At 44.9% G+C, this 19,734-nt stretch carries 21 protein-coding genes; 6 read left to right on the forward strand and 15 right to left on the reverse strand.

Going from position 1 to position 19,734, the window contains the following annotated elements:
* Positions 1–2: 2 nt before the first annotated feature.
* The gene (locus tag CIK93_RS13755; RefSeq protein WP_173815098.1) at positions 3–152 is read left to right on the forward strand and encodes a hypothetical protein; all 150 of its coding nucleotides are present in this window, start codon (positions 3–5) and stop codon (positions 150–152) included.
* A gap of 12 nt (positions 153–164) precedes the next feature.
* Positions 165–590: a biotin/lipoyl-containing protein gene (locus tag CIK93_RS00135; protein WP_094391599.1), complete on the forward strand. Its 426-nt coding sequence runs from the start codon at positions 165–167 to the stop codon at positions 588–590.
* Between the two features lie 150 nt (positions 591–740).
* On the opposite strand, the gene panD is transcribed toward CIK93_RS00135, so the two are convergent.
* On the reverse strand, positions 741–1,085 hold the full coding sequence (gene panD / locus CIK93_RS00140) for an aspartate 1-decarboxylase (RefSeq protein ID WP_094389969.1): 345 nt from the start codon (positions 1,083–1,085) through the stop codon (positions 741–743).
* A 2-nt stretch (positions 1,086–1,087) separates the two neighbouring features.
* A complete protein-coding gene (panC, locus tag CIK93_RS00145) occupies positions 1,088–1,939 on the reverse strand; it encodes a pantoate--beta-alanine ligase (protein ID WP_094389970.1) in 852 nt (283 codons plus the stop codon).
* A 176-nt stretch (positions 1,940–2,115) separates the two neighbouring features.
* Here panC and CIK93_RS00150 point away from each other — a divergent pair, with 176 nt between their 5' ends.
* From CIK93_RS00150 to CIK93_RS00160, 3 genes are read left to right on the forward strand one after another with little or no spacing between them, the layout of a single operon-like run.
* On the forward strand, positions 2,116–2,913 hold the full coding sequence (locus CIK93_RS00150) for a glycogen/starch synthase (RefSeq protein ID WP_094433913.1): 798 nt from the start codon (positions 2,116–2,118) through the stop codon (positions 2,911–2,913).
* A 59-nt stretch (positions 2,914–2,972) separates the two neighbouring features.
* A complete protein-coding gene (locus CIK93_RS00155) occupies positions 2,973–4,451 on the forward strand; it encodes a DUF4270 domain-containing protein (protein ID WP_254046691.1) in 1,479 nt (492 codons plus the stop codon).
* A gap of 8 nt (positions 4,452–4,459) precedes the next feature.
* The gene (locus CIK93_RS00160; protein ID WP_094389973.1) at positions 4,460–4,591 is read left to right on the forward strand and encodes a dehydrogenase; all 132 of its coding nucleotides are present in this window, start codon (positions 4,460–4,462) and stop codon (positions 4,589–4,591) included.
* A 415-nt stretch (positions 4,592–5,006) separates the two neighbouring features.
* Here CIK93_RS00160 and CIK93_RS00165 read toward each other — a convergent pair whose 3' ends face one another.
* Positions 5,007–6,908, reverse strand: a complete 1,902-nt coding sequence (locus CIK93_RS00165; protein ID WP_158215444.1) for a HAMP domain-containing sensor histidine kinase — start codon at positions 6,906–6,908, stop codon at positions 5,007–5,009.
* Between the two features lie 188 nt (positions 6,909–7,096).
* On the opposite strand from CIK93_RS00165, the gene cobC reads away from it, so the two are divergent.
* Entirely contained in the window at positions 7,097–7,642 is a 546-nt protein-coding gene (cobC, locus tag CIK93_RS00170; RefSeq protein ID WP_094446219.1) for an alpha-ribazole phosphatase, read from the forward strand.
* 76 nt (positions 7,643–7,718) lie between these two features.
* Here the strand turns inward: cobC and CIK93_RS00175 are convergent, their stop codons facing one another.
* The 12 genes from CIK93_RS00175 to CIK93_RS00230 form a co-directional block, all read right to left on the reverse strand.
* Positions 7,719–8,261, reverse strand: coding sequence for a 2-oxoacid:acceptor oxidoreductase family protein (locus CIK93_RS00175; protein WP_094433917.1), 543 nt, complete (start codon positions 8,259–8,261; stop codon positions 7,719–7,721).
* A 29-nt stretch (positions 8,262–8,290) separates the two neighbouring features.
* Positions 8,291–9,058, reverse strand: a complete 768-nt coding sequence (locus CIK93_RS00180) for a thiamine pyrophosphate-dependent enzyme (RefSeq protein ID WP_094440143.1) — start codon at positions 9,056–9,058, stop codon at positions 8,291–8,293.
* A 2-nt stretch (positions 9,059–9,060) separates the two neighbouring features.
* The gene (locus CIK93_RS00185) at positions 9,061–10,140 is read right to left on the reverse strand and encodes a 3-methyl-2-oxobutanoate dehydrogenase subunit VorB (RefSeq protein ID WP_094446220.1); all 1,080 of its coding nucleotides are present in this window, start codon (positions 10,138–10,140) and stop codon (positions 9,061–9,063) included.
* 4 nt (positions 10,141–10,144) lie between these two features.
* Entirely contained in the window at positions 10,145–10,375 is a 231-nt protein-coding gene (locus tag CIK93_RS00190; RefSeq protein ID WP_094446221.1) for a 4Fe-4S binding protein, read from the reverse strand.
* A 12-nt stretch (positions 10,376–10,387) separates the two neighbouring features.
* Positions 10,388–10,567 (reverse strand): tetratricopeptide repeat protein, encoded by a 180-nt coding sequence (locus CIK93_RS00195; RefSeq protein ID WP_094389665.1) that lies wholly within the window; start codon positions 10,565–10,567, stop codon positions 10,388–10,390.
* 12 nt (positions 10,568–10,579) lie between these two features.
* On the reverse strand, positions 10,580–11,458 hold the full coding sequence (gene folD / locus CIK93_RS00200) for a bifunctional methylenetetrahydrofolate dehydrogenase/methenyltetrahydrofolate cyclohydrolase FolD (protein WP_094389666.1): 879 nt from the start codon (positions 11,456–11,458) through the stop codon (positions 10,580–10,582).
* 54 nt (positions 11,459–11,512) lie between these two features.
* Entirely contained in the window at positions 11,513–12,868 is a 1,356-nt protein-coding gene (gene ffh, locus CIK93_RS00205; protein WP_094433919.1) for a signal recognition particle protein, read from the reverse strand.
* Between the two features lie 304 nt (positions 12,869–13,172).
* Positions 13,173–13,757, reverse strand: coding sequence for an AbgT family transporter (locus CIK93_RS00210; RefSeq protein WP_144007286.1), 585 nt, complete (start codon positions 13,755–13,757; stop codon positions 13,173–13,175).
* Positions 13,758–13,808: 51 nt separating this feature from the next.
* Positions 13,809–14,525: a DUF5932 domain-containing protein gene (locus CIK93_RS00215; RefSeq protein ID WP_094389669.1), complete on the reverse strand. Its 717-nt coding sequence runs from the start codon at positions 14,523–14,525 to the stop codon at positions 13,809–13,811.
* Positions 14,512–17,721 carry a DUF5112 domain-containing protein gene (locus CIK93_RS00220; RefSeq protein WP_094446222.1) on the reverse strand — a complete coding sequence of 1,070 codons (3,210 nt, stop codon included), beginning with the start codon at positions 17,719–17,721 and terminating at the stop codon, positions 14,512–14,514. Before CIK93_RS00220 ends, CIK93_RS00215 begins: the two co-directional genes overlap by 14 nt.
* A gap of 71 nt (positions 17,722–17,792) precedes the next feature.
* Positions 17,793–18,461, reverse strand: a complete 669-nt coding sequence (locus CIK93_RS00225) for a bifunctional 4-hydroxy-2-oxoglutarate aldolase/2-dehydro-3-deoxy-phosphogluconate aldolase (RefSeq protein WP_094389671.1) — start codon at positions 18,459–18,461, stop codon at positions 17,793–17,795.
* Between the two features lie 23 nt (positions 18,462–18,484).
* Positions 18,485–19,507 (reverse strand): sugar kinase, encoded by a 1,023-nt coding sequence (locus tag CIK93_RS00230; RefSeq protein ID WP_094389672.1) that lies wholly within the window; start codon positions 19,505–19,507, stop codon positions 18,485–18,487.
* Between the last annotated feature and the right edge of the window lie 227 nt (positions 19,508–19,734).

Here is a 19,734-nt window from a genome sequence, read left to right on the forward strand (position 1 = left end):
CTATGAAGAATGAAGTATATGCAGCTATTGCCATGGCTCTTCATGAGTTCAAAGGCAATAATGTCCACGACAAAGAGTCATGCATCATCACTATTGATGACAAGCAGACCCAGTGGAATGGATATGCTCTGACTATGACAGAACATCCCTAAACACAAAGCGCGATGAAAAAAGAATACAAATATACAATTAATGGCAACAAGTATGAAGTAGCCATTGGTGACGTTGTCGAGAACATGGTTACCGTCAATGTCAATGGTGAAGAATACAAAGTGGAAATGGAACCAGAACCTGAAGTGGAGAAGGTTGTTGTGAAGCCTGTTGTGGCAAAGCCCACAGCAGTTCCATCAGAAGCTCCATCAGGAAGAGCCAACTCCAACAATGCGCTTAAGGCTCCACTGCCAGGTGTCATCACAGAGATTCGCGTCAATGTAGGTGACGAAGTACAGGCAGGCGACGTAGTCTTGGTATTGGAAGCTATGAAGATGGCTAATAATATCGAGGCAGAGAAGAGCGGTAAGATTACCGCAGTATGCGTTCAGCCTGGACAGAGCGTCATGGAAGATGATGCACTTGTAGTAATCGAGTAATCTCTATTCATACTAAATAAAGGAGGGAGCCTCTACTGAGGTTCCCTCCTTTATTTTTGTTTATCTGATTGATGCAGAGACTATATTGTTGCTGTACGATTGCAGGCAGTCATCTTCTCTGCCGATGTTTACCCTGACATTAGCACTTGATTACAGGCTGTTGTCTGCTTTAGGAAAGACAACGGTCGGCGTAAACGATTTAGCCTCTTCAAAATCCATCAAGGCATAGGATATGATGATGCACACATCGCCAACTTGCACTTTACGTGCTGCAGCACCATTCAGGCAAATACAGCCACTGCCTCGTTCTCCCTTAATAATATAGGTTTCAAAGCGTTCGCCATTATTATTATCTACTATCTGGACTTTCTCCCCTGCTATCATATTGGCAGCATCCATCAAATCTTCATCGATGGTGATACTTCCCATATAGTTAAGATTTGCCTCTGTCACTGTCACACAGTGAAGTTTTGACTTCATTACCTCTATCATCATGACTATGCCTTATATTTAATGTGATCAATGAGTCGGATTGGAGTCTTTCCACAATATACTGTGATGCAACCTACGACGTAGGGAGTATCGTCCCAAGCGGCAATATCCTGCAAGGTGTTACCGTCAACGATAGAGAAATATTCCACTTCAAGGCCATCCACCGCATTGATGGTATTGACCACAAAATCATGGGTTTCGCCCACAGTATGCGTCTTAGCGTAAGAGATACTTTCCTTCAGGGTCTTGTAGATGGCAGGTGCTATGGCGCGCTCATCTTTAGCCAACAGGGTGTTGCGTGAACTGCGTGCCAATCCGTCAGCATCGCGCACGATGTCGCATTCCACAATCTGCACTTTCAAACCGAGTTGTTTCACCATAGCCTTGACCACAGCAATCTGTTGCCAGTCTTTCTCACCAAAGTAGGCACGATTGGGCTTAACGATATAAAACAAGCGGCTCACCACCTGACACACACCATTGAAGTGTCCGGGACGGTGTGCACCTTCCATTACCGTTGAAACTGGCGGAAATTCAAACTGACGAGTGTCTGGAGTAGGATACATCTCCTCCACAGAAGGAGCCAGCACATAATCAGCTCCACACGCATCGAGCAACTGACAGTCGGCATCAAGCGTGCGTGGGTAATTTTTCAAATCATTCTTGTCGTTGAACTGTGTAGGATTGACAAACACCGACACTACGGTAATGCCATTCTCCTTGACACTACGTCTAACCAACGATGCATGTCCTTCATGGAGGGCACCCATGGTAGGAACCAAACCTATTTCTTTTCCATTTTTTCGGTCTTCAAACAATTGGTTTTGAAGATCTACGATTTTACTGAAAACTTTCATTTCAAATTTCTTTGTTTTTCTAAAGCGAGTGCAAAATAACTACTTTTTTATCAAATAATGAAAGGATTTGGTGAAAATATGCCAAAAGAAGGTACAAAAACCTTAAAATATCGCATTTACAAATCATTTTTTGAAAAAAAATTCGTATCTTTGCAAAGATTAAATCATTCAATAATATGGCAAAGAAGATATTGTTCATCAACCAAGAGATTGTTCCTTATGTACCGGAAACAGACCTTTCACACATGGGTAAGGCATTGCCTCAAGTCATGCAAGAGAGTGGTCACGAGATTCGCACCTTCATGCCCAAATGGGGTAATATCAATGAACGTCGCGGTCAACTACATGAAGTGATCCGTCTCTCAGGTATGAATCTTATCATCGACGATACCGACCATCCATTGATTATCAAGGTAGCTTCTATCGTCCAGACTCGCATACAGGTATATTTCATTGACAACGATGATTATTTCACTCGTCGTCAGATGGACAAGGATGAAAACGGTATGGACTATGCAGACAATGGCGAGCGTGCAATTTTCTTCGCTCGTGGCGTATTGGAAACTGTTAAGAAGCTCCGTTGGGTACCCGATATCATCCACGTACAGGGATGGATGGGAGCCGTAGTACCCTTGTTTATCAAAAAGGCCTATTATGATGAACCTTCATTTGCCAATACCAAGGTAGTCACCTCGTTGTTCCCCAACCAGATGACAAGTGATTTGGCGCCCAACTTCAAAAAGTGTCTTGAGTTCCGCGATATTACAGCCGACACCCTCACAAAATACAACGAAGTATTTGATGCTACAGAACTGGCTAAGTTGGCTATCGACTATAGCGACGGTGTCATTGCTGCCCATCAAGACACAGAAGCAGACTGGATGAACTACGCCGCAGAGCAGGGCATCCCCACTCTCGCCTATCCCGGTGCTGATTTCGGTAAGGCTTATGAGGAGTTCTACGAAAAGATTTAATGCAAACCTTAATAAGGTAAAAGATAAATTAGGATATCATTAAGATAATCATTACTTCAATGACAAAGGAAACACTATTAGCAGCTATTGTCCTCCCACTGATGGCAATCTGCTCTTGCGACGAGGAAACAGCAAACGTCGGTAATTCTATTAGCGACAGCGCTGACTTGTTTGCTATTGCAACCGACTCTTTTCAGGTGAGTTCTCGGTCGCTTGTGGTCGATTCGGTGATTTCACGAAGTGAATACAGCTATCTCGGTCGCATCAAAGATCCAGAGACCGGATCATATATCACGAGTGACTACATGTCGCAGTTTACCTTGCTTGAAAACGAAAGCAATGCCATCTTCCCTCCAAAGGATAGTGTGGCAAGTCTGATTGACAATGAAATCGTAGCAGACTCATGCGTACTGAATGTTGTTGTCAACAAGTGGCAAGGTGACTCTCTCGCAGCTTTGAAACTCTCTGTTTTTGAGATTGGCAATCCTGTAGAAGAAGGAAAAACCTACTATACTAATTTCGATCCTGCTGCAAAGGGTCATATCCGTGAAGACGGACTGCACGAAAACAAGATTTTCTCTATCGTCAATCTTCAGTTGAGTGACAGTCTGCGTAAAGTGCAGCAATCAGGTTCCTATTATGAGTATGTCAGCATTCCCCTCAACAAGGAATATACCGACAAGGATGGTAATACCTACAACAACTATGGTACCTACCTGATGCGCACCTACTATGCTCATCCAGAATACTTTAAGAACTCATATAACTTCATCCATAAAGTATGTCCCGGTTTCTATTTCAAGATTACAGACGGACTGGGACTGATGAACGAGGTGAGTCGTACACAGCTGATGATTTATTTCCGTGGCAAAGAGGGTGGCAAGACCTACGTGGGTAGCAAAACCTTTAACGGCACAGAGGAAGTATTGCAGACAACCCGTATCACCAACGACAAGAAGACTGTGGCTCGCTTGGCTTCAGACAATAGTTGCACCTATCTGAAGACACCTGCCGGTATTTTCACAGAAGTGACCCTGCCCATTGATGACATCAAGCGCAACCATGAGAATGATACGATCACGTCTGCTAAGATTGTATTCAACAAGATGAATACCCAAAACGATCTCAGCGATAATCTCCTTCAGCAACCCACACAATTGTTGATGGTAGAGAAAGACAGTCTCTATTCGTTCTTTGAGAATCTGAAAGTCACAGACAACAAGACATCGTATTTGGCAACATACAGCAGTACAAAGAATACCTATACATACAGCAATATCTCCAACCTCATCAATCATCTCTATAAGAAGAAGCAGGCTGGTGGTAGCAATTATACTGCAACACATCCTAATTGGAACAAGGTTGTATTGGTGCCTGTCAAGACTGTGACCACCTCGTCAACATCTTACTATCAGACGTCAACCACTATTACCGGTATCAACAACGAGATGTCGCTGACCAGTGTTCGTCTTGTGGGAGGTAGCGAGAATGCCCATACCCCACTCCACATTACCGTCATATACAGTAGAAACCAATAGTCATCATTATGGCCGATAATTTTCTGGAGAAGCATTTCGAAGAATATGAGGCTCGCAAAGCCGCTTATCTCCGTAAAAAGAAACATCTACCCAAGATCAAGAAACCATCGATACAACGGCCTGACGACGAAGCACTATAAGTAAAAACCCCGATTTCATCTTTCATGAAATCGGGGTTTTCTGTTTCGCATCAATATAGTAAGGTTCAGCTGACATTTCGAGTGATAAACGATCAATGATGGTGTATATCAGCAATTTGGGAAATTCTGTTTCCCACAAAACCCTTAATATACAAGACTAAGAGAATTCAAAAGTCTTAATTTGCATATAATGTAAGAAGAGATTGTTTTTAATAGCCCAAGTATTAAGTAAACTCTTTGCTGTAAACAACTTATACAAGATAATTTTAAAACAATCATAGATTATTTAATATGCCATCACTCCAAATTCCTGAAGTCCCCAAAATATCACATGATGAAACAGCAAAACCCGAACAAATCTCGTTGACGACCCGAATACACCGGGAATAAATAGCACAACTTAAACTGCAATCATTCAGAATACATGATACGGTAAGGGTTCTGGCATTGCCTCCTCCAGATTGGTAGGATGAACAAAACGGAAGCGAGCGCCACCATGATAGGTATTGTCGAGCCATATACGTCCTCCAAGTATCTCTATGATCTGACGACATATCTGCAATCCAAGACCAGTGCCTTTGGTAAACTGGTCAAGTTTGACAAAACGATCGAAAATCTTTTCAGCATATTCCGGTTTGATGCCACATCCCTGATCGGTAACAGCAAACGAAGCACTCTCGTCATCATGGTCCACAACAAGTGACACTGTAATATTACCTTTGTCACTAAACTTAATGGCATTGGTAAGCAGATTGACAAGTACTTGCCGCAGACGTGTCTTATCGGTAACGAAATGAACAGACGGTTCGTCACACTCAAAAACGAAATGTATGGGTTTACGACACGTCATCTCTACCGATTCTATTGTTGTCTGGCACAATTGCTTCACATCACACAGAGTCAACTCCATCCTTACATGTCCACTCTCTATACGCGAGAGATCGAGCACATCGTTGATGAGATTGAGCAACGCATTGGTATTCTCTTGTATGACATTGCTGAAATGGGTTTTCTCTTGAACGCCCAAATCTTCTGACTGTGTAGCCAACAAATCTGAGAATCCCACAATAGCATTGAGTGGCGTGCGGATTTCATGACTCATATTGGCAAGAAAAGCCGATTTCATATGATTAGCTTCCTCGGCTTTATCACGTGCCTCTTCCAATTCCTTTCCTTTCTGAATCAGTTCTTTGCGTAAGCGGTGAGACTTGATAAGTGCCACAATGGCAATACTGAGTCCTATACTGAGAAACACCGTGGCAAAAAGGATGTAGTCGATAACCACACTATGTTTCTCGAAGAATGGTTTCGGCTCATTTATAATCGTAAAACCTTCAGGCAACCCGCTCTCGCTGATGTCTAAATCCTGCATGCGCCGATAGTCGAAGACAAAACCTTCATTCAGATATACCCATCCTTGGTCAGAGCGTGTTTCAAGATAATCCTTACACATCTCACCAAGTTTCTCATTCTTGTTAGCATATTCAGGAATCCAACCACCCACAGCCCATCCATTCATACCCGATCCCGCAACAGAGAATACCGGTACTGACGGATTGAGCGTACGAAACAGTTCTGCAGAATGGCTCACATTGAAACTGTTGTTAGCATCAAGTCGCCAAGAGCCTATCAGAAGTACATCAGTTTCGGGATTAAGCCGTTTTATTTTCTTGGCTAACGTATCAAAAAAGCCTGTACGCCCATCATAATAATGCATCTGAATATTGCTGAACTTAGCTTGCCGCATATCCTTGCGTGCCAAGGCTTGCAATGACACACCGCCCAACGAATTATCGGAAACGAAATAATAGTTTTTCGCATGAGGATACATCCGTTTGGCTAACTCTATATTTTTCTCAACAGAATAGCGCGTCAGAATACCACCAATAAGATTATAGTCCTGATAATCAGAGCGCAAGTATTTTAATTCAGGGGTCCACGATGCCACATCGGTTGTATCATCCGGCAATTCCACCATGGAAAAGCTACAACCACCTACGAGCACTGGGATTTTCTTATACTCTGGGTTTGGAATAGAAAGGAAAGTAGATACTGCCTCACAGCCCGTCAGCACTACGATATCGGGGCGCATGTGACCATTATTGTATTTGCTGATGATGCCTTCCATCCATTTGCGCCAGTCTTTTATGTCAATCATTCCATTACAGTTCATGCTCTCCACAAAAAGACGCGAATTGGGAATATTTGTCTTGACATAATTGGAAAACTCTCCCAAATTATCAGCAACTATCTTGTTGTCGGGTTCATAAGAAGTCACATAGAGAATGCGGTCATCGGCTAAAAGTCGGTGAGGCATGCCTAACATAAGCAACAATAGACAAATGTGTGTCCAAAAGGAAATATTCTTATAAATCCTATTCATGATGCAAAGATACTGTTTTTTATTGCTTTCTGCGAATAATTAACCAGAATATTTTCAATCAAAACATTTTTTCCCTATCTTTGCAAAACAATAACAAACAATAGAAATCATTCCCATAGCGTATGAATATCATTATGGTCAGACACACCCATGTCAATGTTGCACCAGGCACCTGTTATGGTCAGACAGACGTTAGCGTAGCCGATACTTTTCAGCAAGAAGCAGAACAAACAAAAACACAGCTTGAAACATATTGGAAGGATGGTTTTCCTGATGCTGCATTCACTTCACCACTTACCAGGGCGCGATTGTTGGCAGACTATTGTGGCTTTGCCTCTGCCAACGCCGACAAGCGATTGATGGAAATGAACATGGGCGATTGGGAAATGCAACGCTACGACAACATTACAGACCCCTATCTGCAACAATGGTATGATGATTATCTGCATTTGCCGACACCCAATGGCGAGAGTTTTCCAATGCAGTATCAACGGGTAGCCTCCTTCTTCGACGAATTGAAAGATCACAACTACCATCGGGTGGTCATCTTCGCCCACGGTGGTGTACTTGCCGCAGCTTCCATCTATGCCAAGCTCTATTCCCCAGAAGAGGCATGGAAGCATCAGACACCTTATGGTGGGGTGACAGAATTGAATATCGCCCCATAAAGCGCATCATTCAGAACGTAAAAAAAGAGTGAAGAACCTGATTCTTCACTCTTCTTTTATGATTTCAACTGTTCTGTTACTGTTTAGCGATAATCTTACCACCCTCTTCAATGGCTTGCATATTCAGCGGAATAAGACCATGATGACGTTCAGGCAACGTTTTGAAAAGAGCTTTCTCTACGCCAGCAGTACTTACAACAGGGGCAACCTTGAGCAGTCCACCCAACACAATCATGTTGAACACCTTACCGTTTTTCATCTCGGCAGCCTTGTCCATCGCATCAATACGATATACTGTGATGTCGCTACGTGTAGGAGGATTAATGATTCCGAAACTGTCGTATATCAGAATGCCACCAGGTTTGAGTTTTGGTTCAAACTTTTCCAGCGAAGGTTGGTTGAGCACAATGGCAATGTCAAACTTACTGAGGATTGGTGACGATATCTTCTCGTCACTCACAATGACTGTGACATTGGCAGTACCACCACGCTGTTCTGGGCCGTAAGCAGGCATCCATGTCACTTCCTTATTGTCCATCAGTCCCGAATAGGCCAGGATTTTACCCATAGAGAGTACACCTTGTCCTCCGAAACCGGATATGATGATTTCTTTTTTCATTGCTTCGTTGTTTATTTCCTGTTGATTGACTAAAGTCCCGTAGTGTCCTTGAGGTCACCCTTTGGATAGTATTTGAACATGTGTTCTTCCATCCATTCGTTAGCGGCCTTAGGTGACATTTTCCATCCACTATTGCAGGTTGATACAATCTCTACAAGACTACTTCCCTTTCCTGCCATCGAAGCTTCGAAAGCCTTACGTATGGCTTTCTTGGCACCACGTATGGCAGCCACAGTTTCCACACTCTGACGAGTCACATAGCATGTGCCTTCGAGTGTAGAAGCAATCTCGGTGATGTGAAGGGGATATCCATGAAGATCAGCCTGACGACCATAAGGACAGGTAGAAGTCTTCATTCCCATCAAGGTAGTAGGCGCCATTTGTCCGCCTGTCATACCATATATAGCATTATTGATGAAGATAATAGCGATATGTTCACCACGATTCAAGGCATGGATGGTCTCACATGTTCCAATACAAGCCAAGTCGCCATCACCTTGATAGGTAAACACAAGACGGTCAGGCCAAAGCCGTTTAACGGCAGTAGCCACAGCAGGAGCACGTCCATGGGCAGCTTCCTGCCAGTCGATGTCCAGATAGTTGTAAGCAAAGACGGCGCATCCCACTGGTGACACGCCAATGGTTTTATCGGTCATACCCATTTCCTCGATGACCTCAGCCACCAACTTATGTACCACGCCATGTGAACAACCAGGGCAATAATGCATGTGGTTGTCGTTCATCAGGGTCGGTTTCTGATATACCAGATTCTCCGGTTTAATGATTTCGTTCTCCATAGTTACCTCATCTTCTTTATAGCTTCAACGATTTCCTCTGGCTCGGGAACAATACCTCCCAAGCGACCGAAATGCTCTACAGCGATATCGCCGTTAACAGCCAGGCGCACATCCTGTACCATTTGTCCGGCGTTGATTTCTACCACAAGTACGCCTTTCTTGCCTTTTGCCACTTGAGCGATAGCTTCTGACGGGAATGGCCACAGCGTGATGGGGCGCAACAGTCCCACCTTCAGTCCTTCTTCGCGAGCCATTTCCATAGCTTTCTGTGTCAGACGTGCTGCACTACCGAAGGCCACAACGATAAAATCAGCATCATCACACTGGATGGTTTCATAGCGTACTTCCTTCTCGCGGATGGTCTTATACTTCTCTTGGAGATGAAGATTTCGCAACTCCATAGCCTCAGGTTTGAGTTCGAGCGACGTGATGATATTGGGCTTGCGGTCTTTGGTGCGTCCGATAGTAGCCCAAGGACATTCTTTTCTGATTTCCTCTTCTGTGCGACGCGGTTTGATGGGTGGCAAAACAACCTTTTCCATCATCTGTCCTATCACACCATCAGCCAAAATCATGGCAGGGTTACGATATTTGAAAGCCAGCGTAAATGCGAGATCCACAAAGTCTGCCATTTCCTGAACGCTATCAGGAGCTAAGACGATGGTATTATAGTCACCATTACCTCCTCCACGAGTAGCTTGGAAATAGTCGCCCTGTGAGGGTTGGATGGTTCCCAGTCCGGGTCCTCCGCGTTGCACGTTGATAAACACACCGGGCAGTTCTGCACCAGCCATATAGGTAATACCTTCCTGCATCAATGCGATGCCTGGCGATGATGACGAGGTGAGCACGCGCTTTCCTGCAGCGGCTCCACCATAGATCATATTGATAGACGCCACTTCACTTTCAGCCTGCAACACCACCATACCGGTGGTTTCCCAGGGTTTCAGTTCAGCCAGAGTCTCGATGACCTCACTCTGCGGAGTAATAGGATATCCGAAATATCCGTCAGCACCACAGCGGATGGCAGCATGGGCCAAGGCCTCATTGCCTTTCATGAGTGTTACTTCCTGTTCTATCATAATCTTATCCCTCCATTTTTTTACGATAGACAGTAATACAAGCGTCCGGACACACAATGGCGCACGAAGTGCAACCTGTACACTTGTCTATCTGTGCAGGTTCCACATAGGGATAGCCATGCACATTGACACGATTGGCCAATACAATAACGCCTTGTGGACAAGCACTTACACACAGCGCACATCCTTTACAGCGGTCGGTATCAACCACAACAGCTCCTTTAACCTTTGCCATAATTTTTATATTTTATGGGTTATACGAATCCTTGTGATAATAGTTCAGGATATCGTCAAGCATTTGCTTTGCTTCGACAGCAGGACTCTCTGGGTCAATCTCGATGGCTTTCAAGTAATTGTTGATAGCTCCTTGCCAGTCGGCCTGTCTGCGGCAAGCATTACCTTGTTCATAATATTCCTGAGCTGTCATTGTCATTATTCTCTATTTATAGTATTCCTTCTTACCAGCAGCCAAAGTATTCTTCATCAGCGAGCAGATAGTCATCGGCCCTACTCCACCGGGCACGGGAGTGATAAACGAACACTTAGGTGCTACCTCATCAAACTTGACGTCACCATTAAGACGGAATCCGCTTTTGCGTGTGGCATCAGGTACTCGAGTGGTGCCCACGTCAATAATAACTGCACCAGGCTTCACCATGTCTGCTGTAACGAAGTCGGGACGTCCAATGGCAGCGATGATGATATCAGCATTTCTACATTCCTCTTTGAGGTTCTCCGAATGAGAGTGACAAACAGTAACGGTAGCATCGCCATATTGTTTCTGCATCATGAGTTGTGCCATAGGTTTGCCCACGATATTGCTTCTGCCCAATACGACACACTTCTTGCCACTTGTTTGAACATTATAGCGCTTGAGCAAAGTAATAATGCCCAATGGTGTGGCAGAAATGAAGCAAGGCAATCCAATAGCCATACGTCCTACGTTGACGGGATGGAATCCATCCACATCCTTTCGATAGTCGATGGCTTCAATCACTTTCTGCTCATCAATATGTTTGGGCAATGGCAACTGTACAATGAATCCATCTACATCGGCATCTTTGTTCAACCGATCGACGCACTTCAGCAGTTCCTCTTCAGTAATATTGTCCTCATAGCGGATAAGGGTTGATTTAAATCCACAAGCTTCGCAAGCCAGTACTTTATTTTTCACATAGGTCTCCGAACCACCGTCGTGACCTACCAACACTGCTGCCAAATGAGGTTGCTTACCTCCATTGGCCATGATGCCTTTCACTTCTTCCGCTATTTCAGCCTTAATAGCCGCTGCGGTTGCTTTACCGTCTATCAGTTGCATAAAGTTTATTTCGTTTGAATTGTTATGTTTCTGTGTCCTTTATCTATAAGAACATTACATCTTGGGCATTCCACCCTTCATGTGGCGCATGGCATTAGCCATCTGCATCATTTTCGAGCTATTGCCGCCTGTCATCATCTTCATCACCTTACGGGTCTGCTCAAACTGTTTGAGCAGGCGGTTCACATCTTCTATCTTTGAACCACTACCCTTTGCTATACGCTGACGACGACTTTGATTGATGATATCTGGGTTTGCACGTTCTTTGGGTGTCATCGACTGAATGATGGCCTCAACACCTTTAAAGGCATTATCATCGATATCCACATCCTTGATAGCTTTTCCTACACCAGGTATCATGGCTGCAAGATCTTTGATATTACCCATTTTCTTGATTTGCTGAATCTGACTCATGAAGTCGTTGAAATCAAACTTGTTCTTGCGAATCTTCTTCTCAAGTTCTTTGGCCTGTTTTTCATCAAACTGTTCCTGAGCACGTTCAACAAGTGATACGATATCACCCATTCCAAGAATACGGTCTGCCATACGATCAGGATGGAATACATCAATAGCTTCCATCTTTTCACCTGTTCCCACAAACTTGATGGGTTTGGTTACAACAGTACGAATGGAAAGGGCAGCACCACCACGGGTGTCACCATCGAGTTTGGTGAGTACTACACCATCGAAGTCAAGCCGATCGTTAAACTCCTTGGCAGTATTAACAGCATCCTGACCCGTCATGGCGTCAACCACGAAGAGCGTTTCATCTGGATTGACAGCCTCTTTGAGCGTAGCTATCTCGTTCATCATCTCCTCATCAACGGCCAAGCGACCAGCAGTATCGATGATGACAACATTATAGTTTTTAGCCTTCGCTTCACGAATGGCATTATTGGCAATCTCTACAACATTTTTATTATCTGGCTCGGAATATACAGGTACACCAACACTCTCGCCCACTACGTGCAACTGCTGGATAGCAGCAGGACGATAGACGTCGCATGCCACGAGCAATGGATTCTTATGCTGTTTGTTTTTCAGCATATTAGCAAGTTTTCCGCTGAACGTTGTCTTACCCGAACCTTGCAGACCCGACATCAGCACGATGGCAGGACGATTCTCTAATGTAAGTTCGACAGCTTTACCGCCCATCAGTTCAGCCAGTTCGTCGTGTACAATCTTCACCATCAACTGACTGGGCTTCACAGCAGTCAGCACATTCATACCCATGGCTTTCTGCTTTACCGTATCAGTAAAGCTCTTGGCTACCTTATAGTTGACGTCAGCATCCAATAAAGCACGACGCACATCCTTTAAGGTTTCTGCCACGTTAATCTCGGTGATTTTTCCTTCACCTTTCAGTATCTTGAACGAACGTTCAAGTCTTTCACTTAAGTTTTCAAACATATCTTATTACTTATATCTTTGGTGCAAAGATACAAATTAGAACCCGAAATACCAAATTTTACTGCACGTAATGCTTGGGAAAAATACAACCGCCCCTTCTATTTGCACACCACAAAACGGAATGTGCAATATCTGTAATCGAGAATCGCCATCAGAGATGGAAAAGAAAAACGGCCGGCAGCATACCGACCGATTTCATACTAAACTAAACAAATACTATTACCATTTTTGTGTCTGTGATGTTCTTAACACGTTGCAAAGGTACGCCTATTCTCCCAATGCCACAATACCTAAAAATGAGGGATTAGCCAAACACAAAGCGTATGGACTCATAGATTTGCATGAATAGTATATAGAAAAGTATGAAAGGAGTAATACTACGGAGTCCATCCAACAACGAGTCATAGACATGCCCGATATGACGGATTCGCTCCATTACCGCTCCATATAACATGGATGAGGTGACGATGGAGAATGCCAATACAGGAAGGAGGCTTGAAGCGAATGGCGACGGAAACAGATGTCCGGTAGCGCTCAACAACACGGCATGGGGCAGTATGGTCAGCAAAAGTAATGCCACAGCATAGACCACCAAGAGTCCCAGACTCATCAGCAAGGCACGGCGTTCGCGATAGGTATTGCTGTAGGCCAATACTCCACATCGGCGCAAGCAACCATAAGCCATTCCCATCAACAATATATTCACCATCAATGGCGTTGCCAATATCTCAGAGAAATGTCCGAAAAACCAGCGCAATCCTTCACTAGACAGGAGAGAACGAACTTGATCGTTTGGAAATGCCGCACTCCATATCCACGAAAACAAGATTAACGCCACCTCTGCCATTGCCAAGGTTGTTGCAAAATATGCTAATCGCTTTTTCACCATATCGACATACTCATACTGATTACTCTCTTCACCTCTAATCGGTCAGTTTCATCACTCTGCGTCAGGTTCAAGATTGTCAAGGTCGAGGATACGCAACTCCAAGGCTCTTACCACCAAACGGGTGGCGTTAACACTCTCTCCTTCAGGAAAGAGTTTGTGGACCAGTTCATTCTGTCGTTTCTCCAGACTCTTCACGCCAAAGGGCATTCCCCGCAGGTTGGTAATCTGTTCTTTAGTATAGCCGAGGGCCAGATGACGCAGGAAACGCTCATCATATTCATCAATCTCATAGTTGACCAAAGCCTCTTGACGTACCAGTTGCATGGTAACATCCCGTTTGAAACGCTCAACAATCTTTTTGAGTATAGGTTCGTTGAATACCAGTTGTTTGCCTTCCATCACAGCTCCGACATCTGAACGAGTCAGCAATTCTCCACTTTTAAGAATGATGCCGTCTGCTCCCGCATCGAGTGCATCAACCCATAGTTTCTCATTGAGAATCTCGCCGGTAAAAATCAGCACTTTTACCTCTTTATAGTTTTGTTTGGTCTGACGACAGATTTCCACGCCAACAGTTGTAGAACCTCCAAGTCCGAGGTCAAGCAATACCAAGTCCGGTCTTTGCTGACGGATCAGCTTCCAATAGTCAGCTTCATTGCTTGCCGTACCTATGATGTCGGCTTCAGGAATATCGTTTCTGATGATTCCTTCCGTGCCTTTAAGTTCCAACGGCACATCTTCTACGATAATAAGTTTAAAGTTTTCCATATTTGGGTAATGTTAATTTCACATAAGTTTTACCATCCTCTACTGTTGCCCAAATGCCACAACCACGCAAGTTTGTTGTTTCTCCATGATCGCGCACCACCTGTCGGCATAACAGATAAGGTATATGTTCTGAAGAGGAAGGGGTGAAGAGTGTTTCTGCCTCCTCCTTTGAAATATTCATGTGTGGTTGGGTAATAGTAAAGAGCCAATAACGGTTGTCTTTGCTCTCTACACTAACCTCGCTGTCTTTTTGCACCAAGATTTGCCACATCACATTCAGCGCATGGCTATCTCCCAAAACTTGATGACCATAGCAATCGACAGCCTTGAGATGAAGATGGAAGCGTTCCACTTGTCGAAGTGCTTGTTCGCTGAGAATACCATAGAGTTCGCGATAGTAGCTGACCACTTCTGCGAGATTGTTCTGATCATCTGCAGAAGCCAACTGCCGGATGCGGTTGGGATAATACATGGTCTCATGTTTTAGCGTTGACAAACAGTTGTCAAGTACGGCATTGGTAACATGAAGATTGCTACATTCAAGTTCTGCCCACCGCAATTCGTCATCCGCCAGTTCGATATCTATGCGTTGTTTTTTCTCCCTATTGAACTGTTTATATAGTCGATGCCGATAATATTGCATATAGTAGGCTGGAATGAGAAGCATGAGGATGATGATGAGCAGAATGACCGCGATACGCTTATTAGATTGCGATTGCTGCATTTTTCGGCAATAGTCAGCAAGGGTATTGTCTGCTGAGAGTTCTTTATACAGCTGGGTGTAGGCCTTGTTATTATAAGCATAGAGTTGCCAATCGTGAAGGGCAAGGGCTGCCACCGCACTCTCATTACGAATGTCGAGCACTACTTGATAGTTGACATCAACACTATCGTGCAGCCACGCTATTTCTGGCGATAGTGTGGCACTCTCGTCAATCAGTTTCATGAGCAGGCAGCTGTCAGAACGTTGTTTGAGATACTGCAAGTTAAGGTATTTCATGCATGAATCTGCAAATTCCAACGTGCGTTCATACGTTCCGTTGATATTGGAGAAATAGGCTGAGTCTGCATAGATATGAGCCTGATTGCGGTTATATTGAGCGACCATGGTGTTCCACCCTACCATTAGCAACAACAATACTGTGAGCGTACGACGAACTCCTTTGGGCAATCGGAAGGCAAACCTACTCCCCTTTCCTACTGCGCTTTCTGCAGTCAGCGTACAGACGCTGAAGATGCTGCTTATCTTACGGTATTTCTCAATAATACCTTTACAGTTCATCAATCCGAACCCATGCGAGCGTTGTTCTCCTGTTGGCGTTTCGCCCACATGATCTATTACTGGCTTGGCATCGAAGAGATGGTCGAGGGTCTGTTGGTCCATTCCTTTGCCGGTATCGCTAACCATTACCTCCACGTATGTTTCAGTTTCGCTGGCGCTGACCGTCACGAGTCCATTACGTTCTGTAAACTTCCGGGCATTATCTGCCAACGTATTAAGCATGAAGAGGGTGAGCACTCTGTCGGCCTTGACTACTGCGGTAGTTGGTTCCACTTCGAGTGTCACTTGTTTCATATTGAATCCTGTACGACTATGGGCAACAACATCAAAGAGTCCTTGAAGTGGGAAACTCTCGATATGGAGATTCAGACTGCCTTGACGCAATTGAATCCATTGTGTCAGCACATCATTATATTTATTGATTTGATCGGTCAGTTCCTGAATATAGCCAAGCCGTTCCTGCCGTATCTTGAGCATATTCTGCTGTTCATCAGTCGAAGGTTTAGCATGAGGAGTGTCTCCGAGTCGCTTCACTTCATGAATAATACGGTCTATGAGTGGTATGATGCTGATGACAAGTGCGACCTTGGCCCGCTGTTCCAAATGCTGTTTTTCGTTGCGCTCCACCCTCATCCATGCTTCTGCAACTTCTTCTTGCTTTTGTTCCAGGATCTCTGTCAGTTGGTTGTCCTGCTTCTGCCTGCGGTTCATGCGGTTGAAGATCCAAAGTAACAGTATCAGCAGAAAGATGGCCACGATAACGGCTATTATCATGACGTTAAGTTGCATGGAAGCCACTTCATACATATTGGCGCGTGCTTCTAATTCACGATCCTGACGAGTGCGTTCCTGTATATCGATATAAACATTGCGGTTATAATCGCTTTGGGGTTTATCGTTGAGAGCCGCATAGGCCACACTCATCTGTTCGCGAATACTTGCCACAAGGTCTGGAGCCTGATTGATGCGTTTGTCTGCCAATGCTTGGTAAAGGTGTTTGAGGGCTTGGCGGTCGTCTCCCATGACATGGTAGCATGTGGCCAGCGTGCGGTGTGCACCTGCAATCTGATAGACATCGCCAAACTGCCGGAACAGCATGAGTGCCTCTTCTGCCAGTTGCAGGTCATTCTGACGTTCTGCCAAAGCCTCTTTGGCGTTGGCTTCAAAGTAGGGATAATGACAACGTTCTGCCATGGAAACACAATGGAAAAGATTTTCTATTTCTTCGTTGGCAATATCTTCGGCTGTTCCCTCTATGATAATACCTCCTGCGCCGATATTGTAGAGGTAATTAAGATACTGTGCTGTGTCGCGACGCACATCATCCTCGTTGATTTGTCGAATGGCATTGGAGGCTTGTCGCTCCAAACCTACATAATAATAGTAGGTGGAATTGACGATGGCCAATTCGCTCTCGGCATAAATCATCCGTCGGGTATCTCTTGGCGAGAGTGCTGCACGCTCTTCGTTGATACGGCGCAAACAGTTTAGTGCTCGTTCGCGATGCTCATAAAAATCACGATTGCGAGAACGACGTTGACAGAGTCGCATCAGTTGCACTTGCGAGACGAGTTGTTCTATCTGATTGTCGGTTAGCGTAGCTGCCTCTGTCAGTTGCTGTTCTGCCTTGGCATAATCCATCCGGACAATATTGGCGAAGGCCAGATTGTTGAGTGCTTCTGCCTTTCCGTCATCGTCATACTGTGCCAGTTGGAGGGCTTTTCGGGCATAATGCTCCACAGAATCCAACGAGCGGTAATGGGCTTCATAGGCCTTGTCGTTGAATTGTTGTACATCTTGCCGTGGAGGAGCCTGACATGAGCTCGTCAGCAGAAGGAGTGCTAATGGTGCAATAAAAAAAGCGTAAAGGAGATTAAGAAATGCACTCTCTGCTTTTATCGCATCGTGTTTCATATCTTAATCTCCTTTTGTTTATGATGATAATAAGCCGATGATTTTCTCCTTTTAGCAAAGGGAGTGAGTCATCATGCGCGAGCAGCGGCTACATAGCCAAGTGCTTCCTTGCACTTGTCGGTAACATACTGCCAGTCGCCGGCTTTTACCTTGTCAGCGGGGAAGAGCTTCGAGCCCATACCTACGCAATAGACGCCAGCCTTGAACCATGCTTTGAGGTTTTCGGCTTCTGGAGCCACACCACCTGTAACCATGATTTTTGACCAAGGCATTGGAGCCTTCAGACCTTTTACCATGTTGGGACCTACCACATCGCCAGGGAACACCTTGGTCAGGTCGCATCCCAGTTCCTGGGCTTTACCGATTTCGCTGACTGTCATGCAGCCTGGGCAATAAGGCACAAGGCGGCGGTTGCACACGGGAGCAATTTCGGGATTGAACAATGGACCAACCACGAAGTTGGCACCCAACTGCAGATAAAGAGCTGCTGTGGGAGCGTCAACTACAGAACCGATACCGAGAGCCAGTTCGGGGCACTCTTTATCAGCCCATTTCACGAGTTCACCAAAAATCTCGTGGGCGAAATCGCCACGGTTGGTAAATTCGAATGCACGGACACCACCTTCGTAGCAGGCTTTTACCACATTCTTACAAACCTCAAGGTCTTTATTGTAGAATACAGGAACCATTCCTGTATCGCCGATTTTCTTCAGTACGGCTATCTTATCAAATTTACTCATAATGATTGCTATGATTAGAATGATTAGCGCTGAACACGTCCGTTGGCATTTCCGCCAGCCAAAGCCTCTACCTCGTCAGCACTTACAAGGTTGAAGTCGCCGTTGATAGTATGCTTCAGAGCTGAAGCAGCTACTGCAAACTCAAGGGCTTCACCCTGAGTTTTCTTGGTGAGCAGACCATGGATCAGACCACCAGAGAATGAGTCGCCACCACCTACGCGGTCGATGATGGGGTTGATCTCATAACGCTTCGACTGATAGAACTCCTTGCCATCGTAGATCAAAGCTTTCCAACCGTTGAAGGTTGCTGAGTAAGACTCACGAAGAGTAGATACTACATATTTGAAGCCGAAAGTTTCCTTCATCTGCTTGAAGATAGTCTCATAACCTGAAGCATCGGTCTTTCCACCTTCTACATCGGCATCGGGTTTGAATCCGAGACAGAGTTCTGCGTCTTCCTCGTTACCAATACATACATCAACATACTGCATAAGTGGACGCATGATAGAGATTGCTTTCTCTGAGGTCCAGAGCTTCTTACGGAAGTTCAGGTCAACAGAAACGGTCACTCCGTGACGCTTAGCAGCCTCACAAGCCAGACGGGTCAGCTCGGCAGCTTTGTCAGAAATGGCAGGAGTAATGCCTGACCAATGGAACCACTGAGCACCTTCCATGATTTTATCAAAGTCGAAATCGGATGCATCAGCCTCGGCAATAGCGCTGTTGGCACGGTCGTAGATAACCTTTGATGGGCGCATAGAAGCACCAGTCTCTGCATAGTAAAGACCGACACGGTCACCACCGCGAGCCACAAATTCGGTATTCACGCCATAGCGGCGCAGTGCGTTAACGGCAATCTGACCAATCTCGTGCTTGGGCAGTTTGCTGACAAAATAGGCTTCATGACCATAGTTGGCCACTGAGATTGCCACATTAGCCTCACCTCCACCGGGGATGATGCGGAATGATTCACTCTGAATGAAACGGTCGTTGCCGTTGGGTGACAGGCGAAGCATAATTTCGCCCAATGTTACGATTTTTGCCATTTGTTTTAGTAATTATCTGCTGTTTGATATTTTGTTTGCAAAAGTACATATTAAATTTCAAACGTGCAAATTCTATACTGTTTTTTCGATTTAAATATGCCGTAAACGTTTTAGTCTGACCTTTTTTGCCCCTAAAGACGGCAGAAACAGACTATAAGAGCCATGCTATTCCGTATTGGTTCTCATACACCTATTTTATATATATGTTTCAGAGTTTCTTCAGCACT

Origin of the sequence: Prevotella sp. P3-92, assembly GCF_002251205.1 — a bacterium.
Lineage (GTDB): Bacteria > Bacteroidota > Bacteroidia > Bacteroidales > Bacteroidaceae > Prevotella.

Excerpts from the sequence above, each read along its gene's own strand:
- CIK93_RS13755 (WP_173815098.1), top strand. The coding sequence starts at position 3 with ATGAAGAATGAAGTATATGCAGCTATTGCCATGGCTCTTCATGAGTTC.
- CIK93_RS00135 (WP_094391599.1), top strand. The coding sequence starts at position 165 with ATGAAAAAAGAATACAAATATACAATTAATGGCAACAAGTATGAAGTA.
- panD (WP_094389969.1), bottom strand. The coding sequence starts at position 1,085 with ATGATGATAGAGGTAATGAAGTCAAAACTTCACTGTGTGACAGTGACA.
- panC (WP_094389970.1), bottom strand. The coding sequence starts at position 1,939 with ATGAAAGTTTTCAGTAAAATCGTAGATCTTCAAAACCAATTGTTTGAA.
- CIK93_RS00150 (WP_094433913.1), top strand. The coding sequence starts at position 2,116 with ATGGCAAAGAAGATATTGTTCATCAACCAAGAGATTGTTCCTTATGTA.
- CIK93_RS00155 (WP_254046691.1), top strand. The coding sequence starts at position 2,973 with ATGACAAAGGAAACACTATTAGCAGCTATTGTCCTCCCACTGATGGCA.
- CIK93_RS00160 (WP_094389973.1), top strand. The coding sequence starts at position 4,460 with ATGGCCGATAATTTTCTGGAGAAGCATTTCGAAGAATATGAGGCTCGC.
- CIK93_RS00165 (WP_158215444.1), bottom strand. The coding sequence starts at position 6,908 with ATGCCTCACCGACTTTTAGCCGATGACCGCATTCTCTATGTGACTTCT.
- cobC (WP_094446219.1), top strand. The coding sequence starts at position 7,097 with ATGAATATCATTATGGTCAGACACACCCATGTCAATGTTGCACCAGGC.
- CIK93_RS00175 (WP_094433917.1), bottom strand. The coding sequence starts at position 8,261 with ATGAAAAAAGAAATCATCATATCCGGTTTCGGAGGACAAGGTGTACTC.
- CIK93_RS00180 (WP_094440143.1), bottom strand. The coding sequence starts at position 9,058 with ATGGAGAACGAAATCATTAAACCGGAGAATCTGGTATATCAGAAACCG.
- CIK93_RS00185 (WP_094446220.1), bottom strand. The coding sequence starts at position 10,140 with ATGATAGAACAGGAAGTAACACTCATGAAAGGCAATGAGGCCTTGGCC.
- CIK93_RS00190 (WP_094446221.1), bottom strand. The coding sequence starts at position 10,375 with ATGGCAAAGGTTAAAGGAGCTGTTGTGGTTGATACCGACCGCTGTAAA.
- CIK93_RS00195 (WP_094389665.1), bottom strand. The coding sequence starts at position 10,567 with ATGACAGCTCAGGAATATTATGAACAAGGTAATGCTTGCCGCAGACAG.
- folD (WP_094389666.1), bottom strand. The coding sequence starts at position 11,458 with ATGCAACTGATAGACGGTAAAGCAACCGCAGCGGCTATTAAGGCTGAA.
- ffh (WP_094433919.1), bottom strand. The coding sequence starts at position 12,868 with ATGTTTGAAAACTTAAGTGAAAGACTTGAACGTTCGTTCAAGATACTG.
- CIK93_RS00210 (WP_144007286.1), bottom strand. The coding sequence starts at position 13,757 with ATGGTGAAAAAGCGATTAGCATATTTTGCAACAACCTTGGCAATGGCA.
- CIK93_RS00215 (WP_094389669.1), bottom strand. The coding sequence starts at position 14,525 with ATGGAAAACTTTAAACTTATTATCGTAGAAGATGTGCCGTTGGAACTT.
- CIK93_RS00220 (WP_094446222.1), bottom strand. The coding sequence starts at position 17,721 with ATGAAACACGATGCGATAAAAGCAGAGAGTGCATTTCTTAATCTCCTT.
- CIK93_RS00225 (WP_094389671.1), bottom strand. The coding sequence starts at position 18,461 with ATGAGTAAATTTGATAAGATAGCCGTACTGAAGAAAATCGGCGATACA.
- CIK93_RS00230 (WP_094389672.1), bottom strand. The coding sequence starts at position 19,507 with ATGGCAAAAATCGTAACATTGGGCGAAATTATGCTTCGCCTGTCACCC.